This window comes from Oxynema mangrovii CENA135, assembly GCF_016632315.1.
Taxonomy (GTDB): domain Bacteria; phylum Cyanobacteriota; class Cyanobacteriia; order Cyanobacteriales; family Laspinemataceae; genus Oxynema; species Oxynema aestuarii.
On sequence record NZ_JAEOXH010000001.1, the window covers coordinates 1110446 to 1127179 of the forward strand.

Annotated in this window: 14 protein-coding genes; 9 read left to right on the forward strand and 5 right to left on the reverse strand. The window is 53.4% G+C overall.

Annotated elements, in window-relative coordinates; genetic code table 11:
• Positions 1 to 147: 147 nt before the first annotated feature.
• A complete protein-coding gene (locus JJD41_RS04305; protein ID WP_234488502.1) occupies positions 148 to 921 on the forward strand; it encodes a DUF928 domain-containing protein in 774 nt (257 codons plus the stop codon).
• A gap of 21 nt (positions 922 to 942) precedes the next feature.
• Positions 943 to 2715, forward strand: coding sequence for a CHASE2 domain-containing protein (locus JJD41_RS04310; protein ID WP_200664870.1), 1773 nt, complete (start codon positions 943 to 945; stop codon positions 2713 to 2715).
• Positions 2716 to 2734: 19 nt separating this feature from the next.
• On the opposite strand, the gene cobJ is transcribed toward JJD41_RS04310, so the two are convergent.
• Both cobJ and cobS read right to left on the reverse strand, forming a co-directional pair.
• Positions 2735 to 4624 carry a precorrin-3B C(17)-methyltransferase gene (gene cobJ / locus JJD41_RS04315; protein WP_200664871.1) on the reverse strand — a complete coding sequence of 630 codons (1890 nt, stop codon included), beginning with the start codon at positions 4622 to 4624 and terminating at the stop codon, positions 2735 to 2737.
• Between the two features lie 142 nt (positions 4625 to 4766).
• Positions 4767 to 5564, reverse strand: coding sequence for an adenosylcobinamide-GDP ribazoletransferase (cobS, locus tag JJD41_RS04320; RefSeq protein ID WP_234488503.1), 798 nt, complete (start codon positions 5562 to 5564; stop codon positions 4767 to 4769).
• A gap of 333 nt (positions 5565 to 5897) precedes the next feature.
• Here cobS and JJD41_RS04325 point away from each other — a divergent pair, with 333 nt between their 5' ends.
• The 3 genes from JJD41_RS04325 to JJD41_RS04335 all read left to right on the forward strand — a co-directional run bounded on the left by JJD41_RS04325 (position 5898) and on the right by JJD41_RS04335 (position 7734).
• Positions 5898 to 6350, forward strand: a complete 453-nt coding sequence (locus tag JJD41_RS04325; protein WP_200664872.1) for a hypothetical protein — start codon at positions 5898 to 5900, stop codon at positions 6348 to 6350.
• A gap of 54 nt (positions 6351 to 6404) precedes the next feature.
• Positions 6405 to 7520: a tRNA guanosine(34) transglycosylase Tgt gene (gene tgt, locus JJD41_RS04330; RefSeq protein ID WP_200664873.1), complete on the forward strand. Its 1116-nt coding sequence runs from the start codon at positions 6405 to 6407 to the stop codon at positions 7518 to 7520.
• Positions 7521 to 7596: 76 nt separating this feature from the next.
• On the forward strand, positions 7597 to 7734 hold the full coding sequence (locus JJD41_RS04335; RefSeq protein ID WP_168568935.1) for a photosystem II reaction center protein K: 138 nt from the start codon (positions 7597 to 7599) through the stop codon (positions 7732 to 7734).
• A gap of 71 nt (positions 7735 to 7805) precedes the next feature.
• On the opposite strand, the gene JJD41_RS04340 is transcribed toward JJD41_RS04335, so the two are convergent.
• Together JJD41_RS04340 and JJD41_RS04345 are read right to left on the reverse strand one after the other, a co-directional pair.
• On the reverse strand, positions 7806 to 8369 hold the full coding sequence (locus JJD41_RS04340) for a glutathione S-transferase family protein (RefSeq protein WP_200664874.1): 564 nt from the start codon (positions 8367 to 8369) through the stop codon (positions 7806 to 7808).
• A gap of 471 nt (positions 8370 to 8840) precedes the next feature.
• Positions 8841 to 10883 carry a glycoside hydrolase family 55 protein gene (locus JJD41_RS04345; RefSeq protein ID WP_200664875.1) on the reverse strand — a complete coding sequence of 681 codons (2043 nt, stop codon included), beginning with the start codon at positions 10881 to 10883 and terminating at the stop codon, positions 8841 to 8843.
• 395 nt (positions 10884 to 11278) lie between these two features.
• Between JJD41_RS04345 and JJD41_RS24615 the strand changes: the two genes are divergently transcribed.
• From JJD41_RS24615 to JJD41_RS04365, 4 genes are all read left to right on the forward strand, one after another.
• Positions 11279 to 11842: an RNA-guided endonuclease InsQ/TnpB family protein gene (locus tag JJD41_RS24615; protein ID WP_234488505.1), complete on the forward strand. Its 564-nt coding sequence runs from the start codon at positions 11279 to 11281 to the stop codon at positions 11840 to 11842.
• Complete coding sequence (locus JJD41_RS24620; RefSeq protein WP_370583723.1) at positions 11805 to 12554, forward strand: RNA-guided endonuclease InsQ/TnpB family protein; 750 nt, start codon at positions 11805 to 11807, stop codon at positions 12552 to 12554. The genes JJD41_RS24615 and JJD41_RS24620 overlap by 38 nt, the downstream gene beginning before the upstream one ends.
• 839 nt (positions 12555 to 13393) lie before the next feature.
• The gene (locus tag JJD41_RS24625; protein ID WP_234488506.1) at positions 13394 to 13582 is read left to right on the forward strand and encodes a helix-turn-helix domain-containing protein; all 189 of its coding nucleotides are present in this window, start codon (positions 13394 to 13396) and stop codon (positions 13580 to 13582) included.
• Between the two features lie 131 nt (positions 13583 to 13713).
• Positions 13714 to 15045: a pentapeptide repeat-containing protein gene (locus JJD41_RS04365; protein ID WP_200664877.1), complete on the forward strand. Its 1332-nt coding sequence runs from the start codon at positions 13714 to 13716 to the stop codon at positions 15043 to 15045.
• Positions 15046 to 15141: 96 nt separating this feature from the next.
• Here JJD41_RS04365 and JJD41_RS04370 read toward each other — a convergent pair whose 3' ends face one another.
• Positions 15142 to 16524: a sensor histidine kinase gene (locus JJD41_RS04370; protein ID WP_200664878.1), complete on the reverse strand. Its 1383-nt coding sequence runs from the start codon at positions 16522 to 16524 to the stop codon at positions 15142 to 15144.
• Between the last annotated feature and the right edge of the window lie 210 nt (positions 16525 to 16734).

The following is a 16734-nucleotide window of genomic DNA, read 5'->3' on the forward strand; positions in this document are numbered from 1 at the left end:
ATCGAGCGACTAGGGCGATCGCCGATCTCTACATCGGTGAAGTTGAAAAAAACTTGGAGTTTACAATCGGAATCTTTCATCTAGTCGTTAACAAAGCGTGTAAGGAAGAGAAAAATGATGAGCCGTCAGTCAAAGATTTGGTCTGCAATGCTGGTAGGAATTGGACTGAGTATCGCTCCGATCGCGACCGCTCCAGTCTTGGCCCGACCGCTTGCCGTAGAACTCGATGGATTTACCGTATTGGGCTTTTTCGAGCCTCCCGGAGAGGGGGAACCGGAACAAACCGAAGGGGCCGGAACTCGTCCCGCTTCCGTGGGGCTGTGTCCGGGCGATCGCCCGACGGAAAACGCCTCGTTAACCCCATTAGTTCCCCATCGCGACCAAGCCTTGAGTGCGCGAGAACGTCCGACCTTTTTTGTTTACATTCCCGAAACTTCGGCCCGTCAGGCGGTGTTTACCCTGCGCGACGAGGGGGAAAGCTATTATTACGAGCAGTCGATCGCCATCGAGGGCACCCCGGGAGTCATCGAAATTCCACTCCCCGCCGACGCACCGGAATTGGTGGCCGATCGCGATTACACCTGGTTCCTCAGCGTCGCCTGCGATCGCGCCTTGCGTCCCGGAGATCCGATGGTTTCGGGACATGTCAAACGGGTGGTGGCCGATCCGTCACTCTCCAATCCCTGGAGCGAGACAAGCACTTCGGTTCCCCAGGATGCCACCGCGCGGCACGCACAATTGACCCCTTATTTACAAAATCATTTGTGGTACGATGCACTCGCGATCGTGGCTCAGTGGCGCCAGGCGCCAGCGACGGACAATCAAGATCGGATTTGGGAACAACTGCTCGAATCGGTCGGTTTGGAGAAGATAGCCCGAGAACCCGGGATCCCAGTCAATACCCGTTCTTCTCCCCGCTAAAATTCTCGGTATAGATAGAGCATGTCAGTCGTGCGAGGCTTCAACAAGGATCGTTGGCAATACGGGGGGCGCGTTACTCTGACTAGTCTAATTGTCGCTACGTTAACCGTGGTGACCAGTTGGCTCGGGGTGTTTGAATCGATCGAACTGAACCTTGTAGACCGCTTTTTTCAGTGGCGGCCCCTCGAACCGCCCGATCGCCGAATTACCCTCGTCACGGTGGACGAAGCGGATATCGAATTCTTACAAAAATGGCCGATGAGCGATCGGGTTTTGGCTGAGGCGATCGCCCATCTCAAAGCTTACGAACCTCGGGCGATCGGGGTCGATCTCTATCGAAATTTGGCGGTCGAACCCGGTTCCGCAGAACTTCAAGAAATTTACCGATCGACACCTTATTTAATCGGTATTGAAAAAGTTGTCGGTAACGACATTCCCCCCGCGCCAACTTTGGCGCACTTAGGACAAATTGGGTTTTCCGATATCGTTTTAGATCCCGATGGAAAAGTACGGCGGCATTTGATGTCTATTCATCGGAACGAGGCGATGAAAAATAGTTTGTCCGTTCAACTTGCCCTGTTGTATTTGAAAGCTGAAGGAATTGCGCCGGAAATTGTCGATTCCCAGACGAAAACTTATCGTTTGGGTCGGGCTGTTTTAAAACCTTTGTCCAGTCATGGCGGTGGCTACAGTAACATCGATACCGGGGGCTATCAAATGCTCTTAAATTTTCGTGGCGATCGCGACCAATTTACCTGTATCTCCCTCACCGACGTCTTGGAAAATCGGTTTTCTGGCGAATTTATTCACGATCGCGTCGTCTTGATCGGGGCGATCGCGCCGAGTCTCAACGATATTTTTCATACCCCTTATAACTCTAAAAACACCACGTTCGACAACCGTTTGGCCATGGAAGGGGCGATCGTTCATGCCAATGCAACCAGTCAATTACTCAGTGCCGCCCTTGACGGTCGTTACCTCTTGTTGACCGTCAATCAAACTCAGGAAAAATTATGGGTTTTCCTGTGGGCGGCTATCGGTTCGGTGGGCAGTTTTGTCGTCTTAAATAGCAAGTTTTTTAAGAAAAAAAAGATCGGCATCGGTCGAATTTTACTGGCAGAAATCACCGTCGGCAATGTCGGCGCGATCGCCACGAGTTACTGGCTCTTTTTAAATGGTTGGTGGTTGCCGGGTTTTACCCCCGCGATCGCCTTGAGTGCGGCGGTGTTGGCGGTGGCTTTCGACTACACGCGACAGTGGAAAAATTTAGCTTTTATCGACGGACTGACTCAGGTCGCCAATCGGCGCTATTTTGACGAGTATTTACAACAGGAATGGCGCCGTCATGCCAGCGATCGCAAGAGCTTATCTCTGATTTTGTGCGATGTCGATTATTTCAAACACTATAACGATACCTACGGACATCTCGAAGGCGATCGCTGCTTGCAACAAGTAGCACGGGAGATCGAACGGGCCGTGCGGGCCGGAGATTTTGTCGCCCGCTACGGTGGCGAGGAATTTGCCGTGATTTTAGGCAATACCGACGCCCAAACCGCTCTCGGCGTGGCCGATCGCATCCGCACTCGCGTGCGATCGTTGGCACTTCCTCATGCGACGTCAGAAATTGACGAGGTGGTCACCCTCAGTTGTGGGGTCGCCAGTTCGATCCCCAATGGGGAAGGGGACCCCAGCCATCCGATCGCGATCGCCGATCGCGGCTTGTACGAGGCGAAGCGACAGGGCCGCGATTGCGTGTCCCTCGGTTATCCCCCCGTCGGCGATCGCTGCAACTAAGGCGCCGTGACCCGCGCCGTCAATCGGGGCGACCTGCCGGATCGTCCAAGCCCAAATACCCTCGGGGGGTCACGATCCAGTCTCCATGCCGCCGCGTGCTGCGGTTGCCGATTAACACGGTGGTCAACATGTCGATCTCACAAGTTAAGAGGCGATCGAGGGTCGTCAGCACGATGCGCTCGTCTTCGCGATACGCCGATCGCACCAACGCCACCGGGGTATCCGGCGATCGCTCCTCTAGCAGGATTTGCCGCGCGATCGCGATCTGTTCCGTGCGGCTGCGCGATTTCGGATTGTACAGTGCCACGACAAAATCCGCCGCCGCCGCCGCTCGCAAGCGCTTCTCGATGACCTCCCACGGCGTCAGTAAGTCGCTCAAGCTGATCGCACAAAAATCGTGCATCAACGGCGTTCCCACCCGCGCCGCCGCCGCGTTGACGGCGCTAATCCCGGGAAATACTTCGACTTTTGGCGTTTTACCGTCCCAACCCTTGGCGGCGAGCTGTTCTAACACCAATCCCGCCATGCCGTAAATTCCCGCATCTCCCGAGGAAATCACGGCCACTTTTAAACCCCGATCCGCTAAGGCGATCGCCCGTTCGGCCCGTTCTCGTTCTCGGGTAATCGGCAAGGATTCGACGATTTGACCGGGACGCAAAAGTGGAGAAACTAAATCTATATAAAGAGTATAACCCACGATCGCATCGGCTCCGGCGATCGCCATTTGAGCGGCGGGGGTCATCAGTTCCAGGGAACCCGGCCCGGTGCCGACAAGCCACAACTGACCCGGGCGATCGCTGTATTCCTGTCGTGCACGGGCGATCGCCACCGTCGCCGCCCCCGGTTCGCCGTCGATCCGACAGATTTGCTTGGCGACGACCAGCGCCTCGGCCCGTTCGCTGGCTCCGGCGGCCCTCAATGCTGCCGCTTCCGCCACGCTGGGGGTGCCGACTTCCGCCTCGACGATGGCGGACGGCGTGGGAACGGCGATCGCTCGTAAGTCCTCCGCCTCGAAGGTTTTCAAGGGCCAGTGGCGATCGCGGCTCAGTTCGAGTAAGCCGATTTCGTCGGCTTTGAGGGCGATCGTGGCCAGTCCGGCGATCGCCTCGGGCGCCAACCCCGCTTGGGATAAGGCCCGCTCGATGCCCGTCTCGATAACGCGAGCTGAGGTTCCCCGTTCGCAGCCGACCCCTACCCACAACACACGCGGATGCCAGTGTATTTCGGGGATCTCGGATTCGGGATGGTCCGGGACGCGGCGATCGCTTATCCAGATGCGGGCGGCGAGGTCGGCAACGGGGGGCATCGGCTTCAATCCCTCGCCGACAAAGGGATGCGACGGCGGCAGGTGCTGCTGCCAAATCTTCCAGCCGACCTCCTGCACGACTTCGACGGCTTCAGAGCGCGCGATCGCCGCACTCGCCGCATTCCAGTCCCCGGCCCCCCGTTGCCAGCCGAAGGGTTCGCCCAAAACATCCGCACCGGGCAATCCCAGGGCGTTCGATGCCCCGGTCAACACTGCCGTGGCGCCCAGTTGGCGGGCGATCGCCTCGCCGAGTCGATCGGCCCCCCGTTGATGTCCGCCACACAAGCTGATGACGTATTTACCCCCTTCGTCGATAACGACGATCGCCGGATCTTGTTGTTTGTTTTGTAATAAGGGGGCGATCGAGCGCACGACGGCCCCGGTCGCCAAGCAAAAAATAAGGGCGCGGGTCTCGCTCCAGATCGCGCTCAAATGGTCTTTGAGGGAACCGGAGTAAACGCGAGTACGGGGCATTTCGCCGAGGGCTTCGCCGACCCAAAGGGTCATCTGGGGATCTTCCCCCAGCCGTTGCAAGCATCGGACGCCTCGTGGGGTGGTCGCTATGGCTGCAATGGGTTGAAATTCTTCTAATACAGAGGCCATGGTTGGCGATCGCTCCTCAAAATAGTTTGCTCAGTTCGCAAGAATGTTTCAGCATCAAGGGTTCTCAGGGGAAACCCTCAGATGTTAGCGGTTGCAAGCGCAGCGCCCCCCTCTCAATCTGAAATCTCCAATTTCAAATCTCTCAAAATCCTGCCAAAACGCATAATAATAGGGCTTCCGTCCACTCGACGACGGCGCCGTAAGTATCTCCGGTATGACCGCCGAGTTGCTGGTTAAACCAGGCTCCGGTGAGAATGGCGATCGCGCTGCCCGCACTCGCCATTCCGATCGCCAAACTCCAGTCCCCACCGCCGACCGACCCTTGAATGACGCTCAGGGCGATCGCGATCGCCAAACCGGGCAGTAAATCCCACGGCGAGTGCATCGACTCTTTATGAAAGGCTCCTTTTCCCGTGGCTTTCAAGTACGGATAGCGGGCGATCGCCACCAATTGTCCCCAGCGTCCCCAGGTGGCGGCAGCCATCAGGGCGATCGCCCGGGAACTGTCCAAATCGTTGAGGGCGGCGGTTTTCAGCAAGATGATGGCGATCGCCGCGATCGTGCCGAAGGCCCCCGTCCGGCTGTCTGCCATCACCTCCAATCGCCGTTGCGGATCTTGCACGGCAAGTCCGTCGGCAGTGTCCATTGCCCCATCGAGGTGCAGTCCTCCGGTAATCGCGATCCAAATGCCGACGATTAAGACGCTGCGCGTTAAGATAGGCATGTCGAGCAGATGCAACAGGGCATCGAACAAGGCTAGCAAGGCTCCGACGCCCAAGCCGACGAGGGGAGCGAAGCGGGCAATACCGCGAAACTCTAGGGTCCAACTGAGCGGCACGGGCAAACAGGTATAAAAGGCGATCGCGGCGGCCATTCCCGCCCGCAGTTTTTTGGCGGTTTGGGCGATCGCTTCCCAAGGGCGAGGTTTGTATTTATTCATCTGAGCTCCTCAGTTTCTCACTACACGATTGGCGCAACTCGCCGGAGGAGTGAGCGAGGGCTAGCGCACCGATGTCAGTTGATGAGTATTCCTGCTGGATAGGGCGATTGGGTCGCGAACGGGCGATCGAATAAACCTGCAATTTTTCAGCCATTTTACGGATACCTCCCATCGGGAACCTGTGCCAGAATTGTATCGATCGTGCCGGGTCTAAATTCGATCCGGTTCGGCATCGAAACACAAAAACTTTTAAAGACCCCCTCTTGATGTCCGCCATCAAATTCTTGGAATTTTAGAGGGGTGAAGATTGTACACCAAAGGTGGTTTTTTGCAATGAGTCACGATCCATTCAATACCAGGGTGCCACCTCCTTGCATTGTGGATACTGGTATTGTCGTCAACAAACAAGATATGCTCGGAGTCCTCGGAGATTTGGGGCGAGTTCGTTACGTCCACTGGTACGGCAACCAACTGCACAGTGAAGGCGACGGTTACATTATGGAAGTGTTTGCCGATCCCAACCGCTCGACCTTGATCGCCAACCACGGGATTTATCTTAACGTCTGTAGTTTTGACTGTCTCGAACTCCAACAAGCTCCGGATTCTCAATCTTATTTTGATTTAATTCAAGAGGGGCAAGTTTTGCGCTTAATTCCATTATCTAACCCGCTCAAGGATCGCGCTGCTCGCCAAATTGAAACTTCGGCTCTCGAAGCGGTTTTACGGGAAGTGATTTCCGCCAAACTCGATGCCGAAATTGACGACGAAGGGCCGTTATTGTTTTGACAAGGGGCGGGAAACGAGGAAAGATTGAAAAGCTATCTAGATTAACCGCGAAATTTGGGTCACCATTTTACGTTTAACACCCAGGCAAAGTGCAGCCATACCGAGGCGAGGGCTGGACTGTTCGAGACGCCGCACGGCTCGGTAGAAACACCGATCTTCATGCCTGTAGGCACTTTGGCAACCGTGAAAACGCTGACGCCAGCGCAGTTACGATCGACCGGGGCGCAGATGGTGTTGGCCAATACGTATCATTTACACCTCCAACCGGGGGAACGCATCGTGGCGAAAGCAGGTGGACTGCACGAGTTCATGCAGTGGACTGGCCCGATGCTGACGGATTCCGGTGGATTTCAAGTTTTTAGTTTGAGTTCTTTACGGACGATCGCGGAAAAAGGAGTGACGTTCCGATCGCCGCGCGACGGTCGCACGATCGAGTTGACGCCGGAAAAGTCGATCCAGATCCAACACGCCCTCGGCGCGGACGTCATTATGGCGTTTGACGAATGTCCGCCCTATCCGGCGACCTGGGAGGAAGTGGAGTTAGCCACGGCCCGAACCTATCGCTGGTTGGAACGGTGCATCGCCGTCCACGACCCGCGCGATCGCGCTTTATTCGGGATCGTCCAAGGTGGCGTTTACCCGGATTTGCGCGCCGAGGCGGCCCGGTCTCTGGCGAAGTTGGATTTACCCGGCTACGCGATTGGCGGGGTCAGCGTCGGGGAACCGCCGGAATTAATTGAAAAAATTGTTAAGGTGACCACGCCCCATTTACCCGCAGACAAGCCCCGTTATTTGATGGGGGTGGGAACGCCGAGGGAAATGGTCCAGGCGATCGCGGCGGGGGTAGATTTGTTCGATTGCGTGATTCCGACGCGCTGGGCCCGTCACGGTGCGGTGTTGGTGGGCGGCGATCGCTGGAATATTAAAAATGCCCGCTTTACGGAAGATTTTACCCCCCTCGACGGGGACTGTCCCTGTTATACTTGCCAGAACTTCAGCCGCGCTTATCTCAATCACTTGTGGCGATCGCGCGAAATTTTGGTTTATACTTTGCTCTCCATTCACAATATCACCGAGTTAATGCGCTTCACCCGCCGCATTCGCGAGGCGATCGCCCGCGATCGCTTTACCGAAGAATTTGCCAGTTGGCTCGCTGCCGCTCCCTCGTAAAAAGTAAAATCAGATCGCCAACCATGTTAAAATCTGTTTCAATTATGAAATCTGTGTTGGAGAGGTAGATATCAAGATGGAAGCAGCAATGCTGTTGGCAAAACTGCCGGAAGCTTATTCAATCTTCGATCCGCTCGTCGATGTCATGCCAGTTATTCCGGTGTTTTTCTTGCTGCTGGCTTTTGTTTGGCAAGCTGCAGTCGGTTTCAAATAAATCGAATTCTCGCTTTACGGGCTTTCCTGGGGCGCCGCGATCGGCGCCCTTTTTAATACCCTGGGGTTCAATTAAGAATGAGAACGCGCGCCGATCGTCTTTTTAAACGCCGGGCGATCGCCAATTCGTTGTAGGTAATCCTTCAACGCCGGATATTCGTTGAAATCGAAATTCAACATCAAGCTCGCATAAATCAACATCGACCCCACAGCGACATCGGCTACACCAAATCGATCGCCGATCATATAGGAATGTTGCCCTAAAATTTCATCGAGCGGACTCAACAAACGCCGCGCTTCGCGATCGCGACTCGACTCGACAAACAACCCCGGACCGAGGGTTGCATTCGCAAACAGCACCCATTGACAAATTTCTGCTTCTTCCGTCACCGATCTCGATGCTCGACCGTATTTTTGGGATAAATAGATCAGAATTGCTCCCGATTCCCACAGCTTGAAATCGCCATCGACAATTCCGGGAACTTTCCCCATCGGATTGATCCCTAAATATTCCGGTTGTAAATGTTCTCCCCCCTGCATGTCGAGGAAAACAAATTCGTAATCGATCCCTAATTCTTCTAAATACCACTGCACGATCGAGGCCCGACTGCGGGCGCCACCATAGAGTTTTAACACCAATCACGCTCCTGAGTAAAAACTCTTACTATTGTAGGTTTTTGAGAGGCAATTGGGTTTTTCTCCGGGATCTCTTTCTCCTCGGGTGGCTAAAATCCTGCCAGGCAATCAAAGGGTAAAGCGACTCAAAATAACAAACCCGCCCCTTACTCGCTAAGTCATCTCCTTTCCTTCTCAAGCTTTCCTAGAGTTGCACTCACTCGAACTCAATCGGTCAGTTGCATTGCTCTCTCTTGGCTAAATAAGGAGATATTAGTCTTCAGGTCGGGTTTGTTCGTTTGACGAGACAGATGTGTAATGAAACAGCGTTTACCTCTTCAGTGAAACGAATTGAACATTAACTGTTCGATCTGCCAGGGAAGCTCGGTTGCTTCACTTATTAATGTACCATTGCTTTTCCAAAAGTCTCGTCAATGACATCAAACTTTACCAATTAATCAGTAGGCACTTTATCCTCGTTAAACGAAGATGTCAGTCCTGCGGTTTCCGCCGACGCCGAGAGGCCAGAAGAGCGCCAATTCCGCTCAAGGCCACGATCGCCCTCGGTTCGGGAACCGATTGAGATTGGCGGGCGATCGCCTCGGAAGGATAACCGACGTACAAGGGGAGCAAACTCCCGTTGACGCCGCCTCGGGCTTCTTTCCAGACGAGCGATCGCGTGGTTCCATCTCGGGTTTCTTCAACCACCGTGCGAAAGAAATTGCCGTTAAAATTGGTTTCGCGAACCCCAGCGAAAGACACCCACGAGTCAACACTTCTAAACATCAACTCCGAGGGAAAATCGGCAGTGGAATAAATATGGGCTCCCAGTACCTCCGTGCGCCCCCCATTTAGGGTGTCGATCGCCACATTCCCCCGTTCCGTTTTTAAGCCTAAAATCCACAAATTACCGCCATTATTCGTAATTTTGGCGGTTTCGTCCGATTCCACGTTGAACTGGCGCGCCCAAACATTTTGACCGTTAAACGTCCACGGGGAAGCGGCTACATCTTCGATAAACACGTCCCCCGCCCCTTCCAAAGCACTTTGGTAACTGTCGAGGATCGAATGACGCAAAACCAGGGTGCGCGAGGAAGTATGGACGATTCCTCCGGCTAAACTCGCAAATCGCTCGATCTCGACCACGTCCGAGCTTCCATCGACGATCTCGAAATAGCCGTTACCGTTGACTCGTCCCTCGGTTCCGATCAACCGTCGCACGTTCCCGCCGATGCGAACCGTACCGTTGACGGTAAACGTCCCTTCTGAAGGAAAAAAGAGGGTTTGGGCGCCCGAGTCGATCGCCGCCTGAATTGCTGTGGTATCGTCGTGTTTGCCATTTGCAAACGCTCCAAAATCCATGACATTCACCCAACGGTCGGGATTGTCCCAGGGAACCTCGGGAGTTTCGCGAATTGGCAAGTTGAGCGATCGCGGCGGACTGGGAAACAGGCTCAAGACTTCTTGAGAAACCCACTCGTCGATCTCGGATACTCCCGGTTCGACGGCTAAAACGCCATCATTTTCGATAATGCCACCATAGCCACTCGTGGTGATGTTGCGCGCAAACAGAGTTCCTTCATTTTTAATCGCGATTTGTCCCTCGTCGCTGCCGAGTAATAAAGCATCGATGAGGGTAATGGCGCCGTTATCGCTGGCGTTGTACACTGCCGGAACCCGATTGTGACTGGTCAAGCCCCGAATGGCAAGGACTTGAGACCCATTGACGAGACCGTATTGGTTTTGGTCGGTTAGCAGAATATTCTCGAAGGTGATGCTATTGACGGTAAATCCAGTGCGGATACCGACGTCAAAGCCTTCAATTTCGACATTTTTAACCAGTAACGGTCCAATTTCGTCGGTAAACCCGAAGTCCAACCCGTACAGTCCCGATCCATCTCCGGAACGGATTTTAACGTCGCGCACGGTTCCTTGATTGCTGGCATTGAATTGGATGGCGATCGCGCCGGGATTGCCGTTCCCGGTATCGACACTCAGGTTGCGGATGCCATTGCGAAATCGTTGGGCGGGTGCGGGTCCGGTGTAAATCAGACTTTGGGGATTGTCGCTGTCTTGGTAAGCGGGGGCGTCGTCCTGGAGTTTGATAACCGTACCGTTGGTGCTGGCGCCTTGTAAAATCGTGCGCTTGTAGTCGGTGGCTCCGGGGCGCCCTTCGGGCCAGGTGAGGCGATCGGAGATTAAATAGGTGCCTTCCGGGAGGTAAATGATTTTGTTGCCGTTGGGGTAGGCGTCGAGGGCGCGTTGGATGGCTGCCGTATCGTCGGTAATGCCGTCACCCACGGCGTTGTAAGGCGCTTGCGTGACATCGACGCTCGCCGCATCTTGGGGGAAGGAGATCGCTTCACTTTGGATTTGACTCAATTCGGCGATCGATTCGGCCAATTCTGGGATCGATTCGGCGATCGATCCTTCGGTCGTTTGCGCGATCGCCCTCGGAGCGATCGCCCCAATCCCAACTGCACTGAGGAACGTAGCGATCGACAATAAAGATCTAATCGATAGAGAGGTCAACATCAAAATCTTGGGAGTTCAAAAGTTAGTCATAGCATGGGGGGAATTGAGATCGATCGGGGTATGCAGTCGCGATCGCCCGAGATCGCGATCGTCCACAAATTGAAAGGTTGCTAATGGGACAATTCTCTTAATTTGTAACCTTTTGGTTGCAAGGAAATGAAAAATTTCACAGGGTGACGATCGCGCCCTCCTCCGGGTGGAAATGTTCGGCCTTTTCCCTTAACTTTTGAGGGGTTCGGGGAGCTATAAGTCCCGCGCTGTATGCGAAGCATCAGCGTCGGGATCCATGGACTCCCCGAGCTGGTCTCATCCCCACCCTACGGGAAGGGTCAAGCCCTACGATGGGGATGAGACCAGCATTTATCAGCAGCTATAGCCTGTGGTAAATTATAGTCATGCTGACTATGAACTACACTTACCGAATCGATCCAGACGCCACCGGGCAGGCTGAGCTGTTGGAGTGGATGGAGACGTGCAGAGGCGTATATAACTACGCTTTGCGCGAACTCAAAGACTGGATTGCTTCTCGTAAGTGTCAGGTAGACCGATGTTCGTTGGAAAAGGAATACATCATTCCCGCCGATGAACCATTTCCGTCCTACCACCGTCAGCAGAACGACCTGCCCAAAGCAAAGAAGCAATTCCCGCATCTGGGTAAGGTGCATTCTCAGGTGTTGCAGACCACGATTCGCAGACTGCACGATACCTGGGAAGCATTTGTGAAACGGGGATATGGATTTCCGCGTTTCAAAAAGTTCGGTCAATTCAAATCCTTTGTGTTTCCCCAGTTCAAGAACAATCCCATCAATGGCTTCACAATCAAATTGCCAAAGATCGGGGAAGTACCCATCAACCTGCATCCCCCCTTCGCCCCCCTTTCAAAGGGGGGTTGGGGGGATACAGGTAAGGGTACTTTCCAGGGTGCGAGGAACACAATGGTATGTCGTCGTCACCATTGAATCGGATATATCGGTTCCCGATATCCCGGTTCACGGTCGGGCGATTGGGATTGACCTGGGATTGGAGCGATTCTTGACCGCTTCCGATCGCTTTTTCCAAGAGCGACCCAAGTTTTTCAAGTCGATGCAAGGCAAGCTGAAATTGCTGCAACGCAGAGCGGCTCGAAAACAGAAGGGTTCTCAAAACTGGGAGAAGGCACAAATCGAAGTGGCTAGAATGCACCATCGGATTGCGAACCGTCGTAAAGATTTCCATCTGAAAACGGCTCATCAGCTTTGTGACCGGGCGCCAACCATCTTTGTAGAAGACCTCAACGTCGAAGGCTTGACCCGAGGGATGTTGCGAAAAGATTGTGTAGATGCTGCTTTCGGGCAGTTCTTGTCTCTGACGGAATGGGTTTGCTGGAAACGGGGAGTCTACTTTGCTAAAGTCAACCCCAACGGCACCAGTCAAACCTGTCCATCCTGCTTTGCTACGGCGAGCAAAGGATTGGAAGTCAGAGAGCATCATTGTCCTGAGTGTGGGTATCGAACGCATCGTGACCGTGCCGCAGCAGAGATGGTTTTGGATCGTGGACTAGAGAATGTAGTATCCCAGGGACTCTGGGGAACGGAAACCGCCTGTCAAGTCGGTCTGTCGGGGGTCTATGACCTAGATAAGTGGCGTGGGGCCCGAACACCCAATTGTGAGGTTGGGAAGCCCGCGCTGTAATCTTTGATTCAGCATCGGGAGGATGTCACTATTCAAGTCCTTGAGAATATTTCTCGGGGCAAACTTGCCCGATTTGGCTATCCAAAAGGCGTGCGAACTCGAAGCGATCGCCCCAATTGCTCTCTCGACATTGGACGCATCAAAATCCAAGGGATTGGAATCTATGCGACGGCGATCCCTTTCCTCCAGTGCGATCTTCCCCGAGTGAAAATTTGGCAAAACAACACCCAACCATTTTTCCTGCTAACTCTTCCTCTTATGGGCCTTTGCCTTTAGAGCTGGACTGAACCCCGTAGAGATCGGACAGATCCTTCGTTCCCCGTTCAGTCCCCGTACTCTCTTGTCGCAAACTGAGGAAAAATCCCAGTGGGTTGGGTGTTGTGGTTGGACGAGACAGATATGAAACGAAACAGCTTTTACCTCTTTGCTTGTTGTGCGGTGACACTTGGCTGCTTTATCTGCCAGGGAAGCCTCTCGGCTTCACCTAATAATTTAGCATGGGATTTAAAGAGGGGTGAAAAATGCAAAGAAAGTTTACGATCGCCCGTTTCAACTAGAAAAAAGCTCCTCAATTATACGGAGGACTCAAGCCGTTAGTGCCGTTCTGTGCTTGGCCGGGCGATCGCTGTTCGAGAACACCCCCGCCTGCACCACTCCAACCCCTCGTCCGCCAAAGGGAAAAACCTAGAAATTGCGGGATGACTCCTCACCGGAGCACCTCTAGAGACCGGGAAGGAATGCGCGGTAGATTGAGGGGGACTCTACGAGAAGTCGCTTCGCGCCTGCGATCGCCCCGGAATCGAATTCTAGCACTTTAGAAAAAGCGGTAAAATTCAACCATGATTGTGAAGTGCACCTACCGAATTTACCCCGATCGCCAACCAACCCAACTTCTCGATGAGTGGTTGGAAACGTTATCGGCATCCTACAGCTATGCGTTGCGCGAACTCAAAAATTGGATCGCGTCTCGCAAGTATGCGATCGATCGGTGTAGTTTGGAGTCGGAGCGCATCCTCAGTGCAAACTAGCCCTTCCCTGGCTCCCACCAACAACAAAACAATCTGCCAAAAGCTAAAAAAGAATTACCTCGACTCAAATCCGTTCCCTCCCAGGTACTACAAGCCAACATTTAGAAGGTTGCATGATACTTGGAACGAGCATGTCACCGTTGTTGCAAACCCATACCCCATTGACCAACCACGAACTCAGTCTGCAGAAACCGCTTGGAAACGACTTCATTCCCGCCAACCTCACCGGGGAAGATCTTCGCGGTGCCAACCTCCGAGGTGCTTACCTGAGAGAAGCCAACCTCACCGGGACGGATTTGAGCGAAGCGACCATTTCCTATGCCGATCTGATTAGTGCCAATTTAGCAGGGGCCAACCTCACCGGAGCTGACCTCAGCGAAAGCAACCTCAATTTAGCCAACCTCAGCGAATCTATCCTCAGTGGCGCCAACCTCAAAGGCAGCAACTTAGTCGGAACTGACCTCACCGAAGCCGACTTGCGCGGGGCTAACTTACGCGGTGCCAATTTAATCGGCGCCAAACTTAACGAAGCGAACCTCAGTGGCGCCAACTTGAGCGGCGCCGATCTCAGTCAAGCCGACTTGCGCGGGACGATCCTGCAAAAAGCGGTCTACGACTTGCGGACCCGCTTCTGTGACGGACTCGACCCCAAAAATACCGGGGCCTATTGGATTACTTCCGATATTTCCCTCCCGGGGGGCAACTTCAGTGGGGTGGATTTGAGCGGACTCAACCTCAAACGGGCGGATTTGCGCGGTGCTAATTTGCGTTGTGCGAAGTTGGTCGAAACCAATTTAGAAAGTGCCAATTTATTTCGGGCTAATCTCAGTGGCGCCGACCTCACGGGTGCCAATTTAAAAGGCGCGATCTTGCACAAGGCGGTTTACGATGTCAAAACTCGGCTCAGTGAAGGGATAGATCTGACCCTCGGCGGTGCGTATTGGATTGCGCCGAATGTTTCTTTGGCTGAAGTTAATCTCAGTGGGGTCGATTTGATTGGGGCAGATTTGCGCGGTGCCAATTTAAGCAGTGCCAATCTCAGTGGCGCGGACATGATGGGGGCAGATTTGACTCGCGCCAATTTGCGAAAAGTGTATTTGGCGGATGCGAATATGAAAGGGGCGGATTTGCGTTGGGCCGATACGATTGGCGCCAGTTTGAATCAAGTCAATCTGACCCAAGCGGATTTGCGCTGTGTCGATCTAACGCGCGCGGATTTGAGGGGGGCGAATTTACGCTTGGCGGATTTACGGGAAGCGGATTTGACGGGGGCGAGTTTAAATCAGGTGAATTTGAGTGAAGCGGATTTGCGAGGGGTGGATTTAACTCGGGCGGATTTGAGGGGCGCGAATTTAAGTGGGGCGGATTTAAGAAAGGCTGATTTAACGAAAACGAATTTACAGTGGGCGAATTTAGAGGGAACGAATTTGGATAATGTGGATTTGAGTACGGTGGTGAGGTGAGGGCAAGAGGTCGAAGGTGGACGGGGAAAGACTGGAATCTGTAGCGCCGCGATCGGATTGGCGCCAGAGTGACGGAACAGGGGTAGAGTTGCAATTCTATTTTTCGGGTTGGGCGATCGGTAAAATTACTTGTACTGTCGTTCCGTGATTCTCTTGACTTTTAACCCGAATGTAACCGTGATGACTCTCGACGATCGCCCGAGCGATCGCCAGTCCTAACCCCGATCCAGCAACCGTTTCACGCGATCGCCCGTTGTCCCGAGCCCGGGCCGGATCGACCCGATAAAAGCGCTCGAAAATGTGCGGTAAACATGCTACGGGAATGCCTATTCCGGTATCGGCGATCGTCACCCGTAAATTTTCGGACGGGTTGGACCGATTGGCGGCGGGAAGGTAGTCCAACTTCACCTCGACTTGACCGCCATTGGGGGTGTACTGAACTGCATTGCTCACTAAATTGGTCAATAACCGCGCCAAGCGATCGCGATCGCCGGATAAGGTAAAGTCCAGGTCGGCGGGTGGGGTGTATTCCCCCGATCGCCGTTCCTCCGCATTCGATTCCGGCAAGGCGTCGAGTATATCGAGTGAGAGGAAAACTTGCTTGTCGGCGGCGATCGCGCGCTGTTCTTCTACCACCTCGATCGCCAACTCGTCTAAATGTACCATTTCCCAAGTCGAGTGGACTATTCCGCTATCTTGTCGTGCCAAAAATAGCAGATCGTCCACCAATTTTCCCAACCGTCGGGTCAGTCGTTCCACCAGTAAAAGCTGTTGTCTTTGTGCACTATTGTCGAGATCGGGATCTGCCAAAGCTACTTGAACGTTGGTTTGAATCGTGGCGATCGGATTTCGTAACTCGTGAGACGCATCCGCCGTAAACTGTTTTAAATGTTGGTAAGATGCTTTGACAGGTTCCATCGCCAACCCGGATAACAACCACCCGATCGCCGCCACTCCAATCACCATTAAAATCGTCCCCACGGTCAAATCAAAAATTAATTGGCGAATCGGTTTGGTGACCTCAAACCAGGGATGACTGACTCGTAAATATCCTAAAACTTCCCGTCCGATTTGCACGCGATCGGTGACTTGTCGCAAAAGCTGACCGCTTTGCAATTGTACGGTTTCGCCGACGCGATCGGGATGGAGGGGAATGTCGAGAGGTTCCCACATCGTAGACCACAACAGTTCCCCCATCGGACTGAACCATTCGATATCGATGCGATCGTCTTCTATGGTTTCGGGAGTATTGCGAAAACTCGCGACAATATTGACACGAAAATGGTTATTTTCTCCCGCAACAGGTTCGATCGCCAGCGATCGTTCTACTACCTCGACTACATGTTTGAGGGTATCGTCGATCCGTTCGATCAACGTCGTTCGGACGTAAACATAAAATCCAGTTGCAAACAATAACAACAAAACCGCCGTAACCGTCGCATACCAAATCGCCAATCGCCGCCGAGTTGCTTGAAACATATTGGATTTTAGGTTTTATCTTTTAGATTGTATTATCTTTTGGATTGTATTATTTTTAGATCGAATTGGATTTCTCAGTTGTGATTTGCTGCACGCAAATCAACGGTCAGTTCCGTGACAGCGATCGTCCATTTATAGCGATTTTGTCTGGGCTACAGCATTTTCCTCTGCCATGCAAGATATTTACATCCCCCTAAATCCCCCTCGCCA